Annotated in this window: 9 protein-coding genes; 4 read left to right on the top strand and 5 right to left on the bottom strand. The window is 69.8% G+C overall.

The genetic code is table 11. The annotated features are described in order from the left end of the window. On the top strand, window positions 1-1,086 hold a 1,086-nt coding region (locus IE98_RS0130505; protein WP_234443738.1), incomplete at its 5' end, for a hypothetical protein. Window positions 1,087-1,386: 300 nt separating this feature from the next. On the opposite strand, the gene IE98_RS0130500 is transcribed toward IE98_RS0130505, so the two are convergent. Beyond that, entirely contained in the window at window positions 1,387-2,358 is a 972-nt protein-coding gene (locus tag IE98_RS0130500) for a hypothetical protein (protein WP_030274520.1), read from the bottom strand. Between the two features lie 236 nt (window positions 2,359-2,594). Between IE98_RS0130500 and IE98_RS45250 the strand changes: the two genes are divergently transcribed. Beyond that, window positions 2,595-3,566: a hypothetical protein gene (locus IE98_RS45250; RefSeq protein WP_052391173.1), complete on the top strand. Its 972-nt coding sequence runs from the start codon at window positions 2,595-2,597 to the stop codon at window positions 3,564-3,566. A gap of 158 nt (window positions 3,567-3,724) precedes the next feature. Here the strand turns inward: IE98_RS45250 and IE98_RS0130490 are convergent, their stop codons facing one another. After that, window positions 3,725-4,153 (bottom strand): DUF6193 family natural product biosynthesis protein, encoded by a 429-nt coding sequence (locus IE98_RS0130490; protein ID WP_030274516.1) that lies wholly within the window; start codon window positions 4,151-4,153, stop codon window positions 3,725-3,727. Window positions 4,154-4,228: 75 nt separating this feature from the next. Then, a complete protein-coding gene (locus tag IE98_RS49575) occupies window positions 4,229-4,435 on the bottom strand; it encodes a hypothetical protein (protein WP_159401126.1) in 207 nt (68 codons plus the stop codon). Here IE98_RS49575 and IE98_RS45245 point away from each other — a divergent pair. Both IE98_RS45245 and IE98_RS0130480 read left to right on the top strand, forming a co-directional pair. Next, entirely contained in the window at window positions 4,434-5,393 is a 960-nt protein-coding gene (locus IE98_RS45245; RefSeq protein WP_052391172.1) for a replication-relaxation family protein, read from the top strand. The genes IE98_RS49575 and IE98_RS45245 overlap by 2 nt on opposite strands. Window positions 5,394-5,473: 80 nt before the next feature. Further along, window positions 5,474-5,923, top strand: a complete 450-nt coding sequence (locus tag IE98_RS0130480; RefSeq protein ID WP_030274514.1) for a hypothetical protein — start codon at window positions 5,474-5,476, stop codon at window positions 5,921-5,923. A gap of 33 nt (window positions 5,924-5,956) precedes the next feature. Here the strand turns inward: IE98_RS0130480 and IE98_RS0130475 are convergent, their stop codons facing one another. After that, window positions 5,957-7,135: a helix-turn-helix transcriptional regulator gene (locus IE98_RS0130475; RefSeq protein WP_030274513.1), complete on the bottom strand. Its 1,179-nt coding sequence runs from the start codon at window positions 7,133-7,135 to the stop codon at window positions 5,957-5,959. Further along, window positions 7,132-7,896, bottom strand: coding sequence for a hypothetical protein (locus IE98_RS0130470; protein WP_159401125.1), 765 nt, complete (start codon window positions 7,894-7,896; stop codon window positions 7,132-7,134). The genes IE98_RS0130475 and IE98_RS0130470 overlap by 4 nt, the downstream gene beginning before the upstream one ends. Window positions 7,897-8,515: the final 619 nt, after the last annotated feature.

Genomic DNA, 8,515 nt, shown 5'->3' with positions numbered 1-8,515 from the left:
CCCGCAACCGGGAAGTTGCGTCTGCGGGAGAAGCCTGACGAGCTCAGGGGCGCCAACCCGGCGCCCCTGAGCATGCGCGTTGACAAGGTGCAGAGAAGCAGCGTGCGGGCCAAGGGAGAGCCGCTCGACAGATGGTTCGAGGAGCACATCACCGGCGACTACCGGCACATCATCGGCTTCGAAGCCGGCGAGACCGGCCGCGCCCGTACCGACCGGACCTACAACAAGGCAGGCCGCAGGCCTTGGTACCCGTTGATCAACTGGGGATGGGACCGCCCGAAACTGCTGACCTACCTGCAGGACCGCTTGGGCGTGCTCTGGCCCAAGTCCTACTGCTGGGCCTGCCCGTACCCGGTGTCGGCCGGCTCCCTGCCCGACCACATGGCCCGCGCCCAGCGCTTCCCGGAGCAGATCGTGGAGGCTGCCCTGCTGGAGTACACCGCCCAGGCCCTCAACCCCCTGTTCACCCTCTACGCGAACTCCTCGCTGCGCCGTGAGCTCCACCTGGCCGGCAACACCACAGCGCTCGACTTCCTGGCCGAACGCCTCGACACCGAACCGTGGAGCATCTACGAGGTGCGCCGCGTGCTCACACCCGGCCGCTCTGCCCAGTGCAAGAACTGGCACGGCCCCCGGTGCGGCAACTGCCTCAGCTACGAGGTGCAACAAGGCGGTCCGCGGCCGCGGTGCAAGGAGTGCCGGAACCTGCCCGGGCAGTCGTGTCCGAGGCGAGGGCCGGGCTGCTACGACCCGGACCGGAAGGGAACAGTATGGCGATCGCTGCGCCGCGTCGGCATCCTCAGCCGGCGCGAGGCCTTCAGCTCGCTCCGGCGTTTCGCCGAACGGCCAGGCCGTCAGCTGGAGCACAGCCCGAGCCAGGAAGACGGGTACCACTTCGGGTTCGACCGGGTGGTGACGAACCACCGCGGTGCCGGCTACCCCGCCGTCGAGCGGCAGTTCGTCGCCGCCCCGGCCACCGCTGCTACGAAGCAGCGCGCCGGCTTCGAGGCGGCCTGGAGCAAGGCCCGCGGGGAGATCTCGGAAACGGGATTGCACTCGGCGGAGTCGCTGCTGGTTGGCGCCTAGTCGGCCCAGGGCGCCGGTCGGATCGGGCTCGCGCCGATCCGACCGGCCGCCGCGCTGTCAGCTCTCACTGTCGCCGGACGCCCGGAAATCGCCGGTGAGGAGCTGGACCGGTCCGTTCAGGGGCGAGATCAGAGCCGGTCCACCACGCCAGGATGTGCGTCCAGGTGGGGCTTCACTGCCGACAGGGCGGTGCTGCCGTGCTGCGCCAGCCAGACGGTGCCGGTCTTGGAACCTGTGCGGGGGTGCTGGCCCAGGTTGCTGAGGCAATCGCGCCTGGTACGTCCGGCCGAATCGCAGCGGTCAGTCGGCTTCGAGTTCTTCCTCGCTGTTGATCTCCTCGCGCACCTGCTCGCGGGTCAAGGTGGCCACCTTCGCGGTGCTCATCTTGCTCGCCGTGGTCTGCGGCGGGAGAGCGCGGATCACCACGACGTGCACCTGCACGTCAGCGATCTGGAAGTACGGCAGCTGGGCTGCGCCATCGCCGTCGATCTTCAGGATCCGGTCGGTGCGGTTGAACACGACCAGGTAGGCGATGTGCTTGCCGTGGTCGACGGCGTATTCGTAGACCTGCCGAACGCCGCGAGCAAGGTACTTGAGGTCCCCTTTGAACAGCTTGCCGTCCAAGATGATGGGGTCCTCACCGTCGAGCTCTCCAACCAAGTCGGCCTCCCCGGAGGCCGACCGCTGCTTCGCCGAGGTGATGTAGCCAGCGTCCCGGAACATGAACTCCTGGACGTGGTCGTTATAGAGCTCCTCGCCGGTGGAGGTCCGGTTCTGGAACTTGGCGTCGAGCTCCGTCCGGTAGAACCGTTCGGTGAGATACACGTAGCGGCGCAGGGTGTATACGACGCTACTTCGGCGCCTCAGCTGTTGGATGAGCCAGACGAATAGCGGCCGGAACGCCTCAGCGGCCATGCGTCTGACCATGTGGTCATAGTTGGAATTGCCCGCCCTCGCGAAGATGTCACCGGCATGGTCAGCCGCCTGGTCTCCTGAAGTGCGCAGCAGGTCCCAGATGAGTGCTGCGCGGCCTTCCTCTGTTTCCGTTGGCCAGACGATGCCGGTCTCACGCTCGCATTCCTGGAGCCATGGATCCACTGGCGGGGGTTCCTCAACGTGGCGGGCTTCGTCGAGAATCGCCATCAGGACGGGCTGTGCGCTGATCCAGTTGGCCGCGTACCGCACCTCCCGACCGATGCTCTGGGCCGTGGCCTCGGTGATGAGGCGCTCGCGGCTTTCAAGGCCGTTCTGAAGGTCTTCGAGCAGGCGCATGGAGCTCCGTCCGTCCGCAGCTGTGGCAGAACGAGCATGGCAGCTCACGCCGGGTATTGCGCCGCAAGTGTTCAAGGAATCGGCTGTCGCGCGGCGCCTCCGGCGCCCTGGGCTACGGAGGCAGGGCCCGGTTCGCGCCGACAGCGAATACCGATCATGCTCTGAGTGCGATACCGTTTTCTCGTTGCCCTTCCGGTTGGCGGGGCGTACCGCCCCCTTCCCTCGAGGAGCCAGTCATGATTCCCGCCGGCCGCACGCCCGTCGACACAGCCCGCGTCTGCTCGCTGCTCGGTATCAAGCCGAGCACCTTTACCAACACCCGTCGCTGGGAGGCGATGCGTGCCAAGCCGATCAGCCGGCCCGGGACCAAGGTCAGGATCTGGGACGAGGAGCAGGTCCTGGCCGACATCGAGGGCCGCGAGATCCCGCTTCTTGCTCCAGCCGACCCGGACGCCGTGTACACCTTCCCGGTCGAGGATGGCGCCCTGCAGGGCGCCGCGGTCTCTTTCCTCGACGCCTACCTGACCGGTGACGCGAAGGCCGCGGGTCCGGTAGCCGCGGGTGCGCAGATCGCCGCGGCCAGCCGTACCTTCACGAAGGTGGAGCTGCTCGGCCTCTACGCCGCGGACGAGGTCCCGGCGCCGGCGGAGGGTGCGGTGGTGGACGTGAACGCGAAGCTGGTCGCGACGGACGACAGCGGGGCCTGGCCGGTGGCGGTCCAGTTGCGTTTCGCGTTCGACGGCGGCCGGTGGGCGGTGGCCGAGTTGACGCAGGAGGATGACGAGGACCTGCTCGACGGTGAGGAGGCCCGGCTGGTGATCCCGGAGGACCGCCGGCCGACCGAGTCGTCCTGGCGGACGTACCTCTCGCCGAAGAGCGACCCGAAGAAGACGTCGGGCCCGGCGGCGGACGAGGTCGTCTTCGGTGTCCGGCACTACAAGCGGAAGACGATCCGCGTGTGGGACAGCGAGGTGCGCTTCCTGCAGGGCGAGAAGAAGGCCGGCGGCCGGCCGGCCGGTTCGACCGACAAGGGCCCGCGCCGCAAGGACGCGGAGCGGAACCTGCTGGCCGAGCAGCGACGTGACAAGGTGCGTGAGCTGCTTGCGGACAACCCTGCTCTCACGGCCGCGGAGGTGGGCGAGGCTCTCGGTGTCAGCCGCGAGTGGGGCCGCCGGCTGCTCAGTGAGGTGCGTGGGGCCGGCGCCTGACAGGACCGTGACCAGGGGATTTCCTCTGCCGTCGGGTGTCCCGTCTCAGCGAGGATTGAGTGGATCTCACCGAAGGTTGTCAGACGCCAGTTGGTCTCATCGAACCTTGCCCGTCGGCCCGCCGCTACCGCGGGAGCATTATGCGGGGACGTCATCCGTCATGGTTGGCCACCGTCGAAAGGCTCTGAGGCAGCTTGATTCGAGAGCTGGCCGTTGTGCCACTCGCCAACCAACCGTTCCGCGGCGGTCACCGCTTCATCGGCATCGGCCGTTTCAAGCACTGTGCCGTCTGCCCCGGCGCGCACGATGTACAGCCCCTCGGGGGCGAGAGCGACGGTTACCGGGAGGACCGCGCCTGCACCCAGCCAGTGGTTCGGAGCAGTGCTGAAGCGGAGCACCGCGTGGCTGGTGAAGGGAAAGAAGCGGTTCAGTGAGCTCCTCCGTGCTCGGTCAACGAGAGCAGCCAGGATGGGAGGTACCCATGTCGTGGTGGAGTTCCGGGAGCGCTCGTCCCAGTCTGCGGCCGCGCGCATCTGGAACTCCCACGCCGCTTCGACAGAGTTGCTGTTCTCCGGTTGGACGTCCATCGTCCCCTCCCTTCTGAGGCGCCGGACGAAGCCGGACCTGCACACTCAACCTTCGCTGAGACGGAGTCGGTTCCGTCAACCCTCGCTGAGATACGCGCAGCCTTCGGTGAGACGGGTCATCGGGTGACTGTCCAGGTGGCCATCAAGGTTGACGGAGCGTCGTTGCCGATTCGTTGCGGCAGGGGGCGCCGCCATCAAGGTCGCCGTCAAGGCAGGCGGGGTTATCTGCAGTGTTCCTTCCGCAGGCCTGCTGGTCAGGCCGCTCTCCAGGGAGAGGTTCATGGCACCCCCTGCACCTTCCAACCTCCGTGCCGGCCGCGCCCGGCGCGACGGCGCCGACTTCGACCGCCTGGTGCTCGCCTCGCTGTACCTGCACCGGTTCGCCGACTTCAGGCAGCTGTCCGAGCTCTCCGGCATGTTCGACGAGGGCGAGGACCATAGCTGGCGCTCGCGCCGACTGCGGGCGCTGCGCCGGCGCGGTCTGATCGACCACGTCACCGCGGGCTACCCGCGGCAGCACACCTGGTTCCTCACCGACGCGGGCCGCAGCGTGGCCGGGCAGTTCGGCGAGCTGCTCGGCCGCTCCAGCGTCCCGCTGACCGTGGACGCCCTGGGTGTGCCCTACCTGTCCCAGCACAGCAGGACCGTCCTCGACGTCCACCTGGCGTTCCTGCGGGACGCTCGCCGGCTCGGCGATGACTACGGGCCGCTCGACTGGGTGCCCGAGGTTCACCACCGCCTGTCCGAGCGGACCCGTGACGCTCTGACCGCGGACGCGGTCATGCGGTACACCTCCCAGCAGAAGGGCCGCAGTCACCTGCGGGCCTTCATCGAGGTCGACCGCGGCACCGAGGGCAACGAGCGGCTCGCCTTCAAGCTGGTCACCTACGCGCGCTTCTTCGAGCACACCCCCAGCCAGCTCGGACGCCGGCCCCAGGGCGGTGCCCTGGAGACCCGGCCGAGCTGGCAGAGCTCCTACCCGGTCTTCCCCCGGATCCTATTCGTCCTGGCCGACGCCAGCGAGCAGCGCATGCGCAACCGGATCCGCGACCTGCAGGTGATGGCCGCACGCAACGCCCAGGCCGCCGCGATGCTGCGCGAGGTTCCGGCCGGAGCGGCCCTGCTCGACGACCTGCTGTGCCACGGCCCGTCGGCGCCGGTGTGGACGTCACTGGCCGGCGGGGATCGGCCGCGCTGCGCCTGGAACGAGCTGCAGCCGTTCACGTCGTCTCTAGACTGACGCCGTGTCAACGCACGGGCGGGCCCGCTGCCGATCGGCAGCGGGCCCGCCCGTGTTCTGGTCTGGGAGAGGAGGGTCGCGTGGAGGAGGTTGTGGCCGCGCTCGCATCGTGGTCCCCGTGGGTGCCGGTCGAGCAGGCCCGTTTGCAGGCCCCGCGGCAGCCGGGCGTATACATGGCCCGCTCCGCCGTCACTCGCGTGGTGGTGTACGTCGGCAGCGCGGGGCCGCGTGCGAGTGACAGGAGCGGCATCCGCGGGCGGATCTGCAAGTACACCGGCGGCTTGGCCTCGGGGCTCGGGGAGGCTGCCCTCGATCGGGCGCTCGCGGATCCGGAGTGGCTGCGCGTGCGGCTGGCCGAAGTGGAGGCGGGCCGGGCGATGCGGGCGGCCGAGTGGGCCAAGGCGGCGCTGCGGCGGGCCGAGGTGGAGCTGTGCTGGGCCGTCACGTCCTCGAAGGAGGAGGCACGGGCTCTTGAGAGGCGGGTCCAGACGGCGATCGGCCCGCAGCTGTGGAACCGCGAGCTTCCGTAGGGGCGGGGAGCGGGCTGCCGGCGGCCGCGGGTGTCAGTGCCGTGCTGATTCGGTGGGCCGGTCGCCCTTCAGGTCGGCGTCGATCTTGGCCTCGGCCCGGCGGGCTGCACGTTCGGCTTCCTGGAAGCGGCAGGCGGAGCACTCGCGGCCGGTGGACAGGATGACCCCGAGTTCGCAGTCGGGCAGCTCGCAGTCGTGCCCCATCTCCAGGATGGTGGCGAGGAAGCCGACGGGCCGCTTGATGCGGTACGGATCACCCTCGGGCAGGAGCAGTCGCTCGGGTCCCTGGGCCCGGTACCAGCCGGTGTTGACGCGGTTGAGGACGTGCCGGGGTGTGCGGCCGGCCTTGAGGAGGTCGCGGACGCGGTCGCGGATCATCTTCGGGGTGCGGCCGCGTTCCCACAGTCCGAGTGCGTCGAGGATCTCGTACGCCTCCTTCTCGCCCGGCAGCGGGCGGGCGGGCTTGGTGCGGATGGTTTTGGGCCTGGGAGACGCGGCGTAGCCGCCGGGGGTGGTGCCGTTGGGGGCGGCGAGCTGTTCGCGCTCGCGTGCGCGTGCGAAGCCACCCGTCACTTGGCCTTCGGCCGTGCGGGAGGCGTCTCGATCAGGGTTGTGGACAGGGTTATAGATATAGGGCAGCACGGGTGCTGCCACCCTGGCAGCACCGGTGCTGCTGGGGGTGGCAGCACCCGTGCTGCTACCCCCCTCGGTCCTGGCCTTGTTCATCGCCTTCGTGCTGACGCCCTTGGGGACGCCGCCGCGGCGCTGGATGCCGGCCTCGCGCTTGGCCTTGCGGCGTTCTTCGGTGCGCTGCTTGGCGATGTCCGCGGCCTTCACGCCGGGGGGGAGCGGGTCGATCCATGGGGTGGCGCCCTGCCAGAGCACGCCGGCGTCGTGGAGGTGGTAGATGTTCGCGTCGTGGTGGCTCGGGTTGTCCGGGTCGGGCCGCTCCTCGACGGTCACCATCCCGGCGACCTCCATCTCGTCCAGGGTGCGGTCGAGGGTGGAGAGGCTGGCACCAAGCTGGCGGGCGAGTTCGCGGCGGTAGGGGTGGCCCATCGCGGTGTTGCGCGCCTGGGTGTCCGCGTAGGAGACGAGGATGCCGTAGAGGGTGCGGGCGTTGGTCGAGTAGCGCGGGTCGCACATCCAGCAGTTGGCGACCATGCCGAACGGCAGGTTGCCGCCGCGCCGAACTTCCGGCTTGAGGCTCATCGGACACCCCCGGTCCGACCGTGCCCGCCGGCTCCGGCAGGAAGTTCGGTGTGGGAGCTGATGGCTGCGGCCATGGTGCGGGGCTCCAGGATTCGGCGCGCGGCATCGCCGAGCGCGGGAACGGCGTCGGGGTCGGCGAGGAGCTCGCAGCGGCGCTGCCGGTCGGCGGCCTCCAGGTAGAGACCGAGGATGCGGCGGCGGTGCCCACCAGCCAGGACCAGGGTGTGGGCGAGGATCTCCAGGGCTTCGACGGTGTAGGGGTGGTCGGCGCCGAAGGCCTCGGTGATGTGGTCCAGGTGATCCGAGGCTCGGCGCAGGGCGTCGGTCGTGCGCTGCTGGACGGCAGCACGGGCAATGTCGGAGCGCTCCAGGCGAGCCCACAGTGGCGCTTGGGGTGCCACTGTGGGCCGGGGCGGGAAGGTGGTGTCCTCGGCTGCCGGTCGCGGCGCCAGCTGGCGAGCGGCGCGGGCCTTCTTCCCGTGGCGGCGCAGAGCAGGGACGGGCCACAGGATGACGGCCACGATCCAGGCGAGTACGGCGAGGACCTGGGCGCGGCCGCCGGGCCCGATCTCGCGCTGAAACCCGGCCGGGGTCCAGCCAGTCTCGGCGAGGTGTGCTGCCCCCGCGGCGAGGTAGGCGAGGGCGGTGAGCGCGAGGTGGGCTTGTCCTGTGGGTGGGAGTGCGGGCATCTCGGCCTCCGGGTCGGCGGGGTGGTCGCATGAGGAAACCCCGGGTGCCTTGACGTGGAGCTTGCTGATCAAGGAGCGAAAAATAACGAACCCGTAACTGTGTTGATCAAGGTTCGGGCGCCTTCCTTGATGGGTGTCCTGCAAGCTGGCCGGCCGCCTCCCTGACCGACGCGCATGCGCAACAGCCTCGGCAGCAGCAGGGCGCGCATGCGCATGATCGCGGTACTCGGCAGGTGCGCATGCGCATGGGCTGCGCATCGCGGATGTGCACGCGCAGCCCATGCGCATGCGCCGGGAGTCCGGTGCCGGGCGGCATCGCATGCGCATGCGCGGGTCCGGCACGCCCGCCCGACGAGGCGGTGCGCAGCAGCAGCGGCTGCGGCTGCGGCTGCGGCTGCGGCTGCGGCTGCGGCTGCGGCTGCGGCTGCGCAGAGGAGCGGTCGGTGGCCGACACCGGTTGCCGGTGCGCACAGGAACGTCTCAGAGCGGCAGGCCGCGATCTGTCCGAGGGTGAGGGCGCGCGCTAGCCGCCACACGGTGAGTGCGACCGGATCGGCAGCTGGACGCGGGGCGGGCCCGTGGCCTGGGCCATCAAGGTTGAGGCTGAGGAGTCATCAAGGTTGCCGTGCCGCGCCAGCTGGGCCATCAAGGTTGCCGGGGGTGGCACGGCAAGGCTTCTTGGTGGCCGTCA

It is taken from the genome of Streptomyces sp. NRRL B-24484 (assembly GCF_000717715.1).
In the GTDB taxonomy this organism is placed as follows: Bacteria; Actinomycetota; Actinomycetes; order Streptomycetales; family Streptomycetaceae; genus Kitasatospora.
The sequence above is the reverse complement of the archived record's forward strand: the minus strand, read 5'-3'. Positions and strand labels throughout refer to the sequence as shown.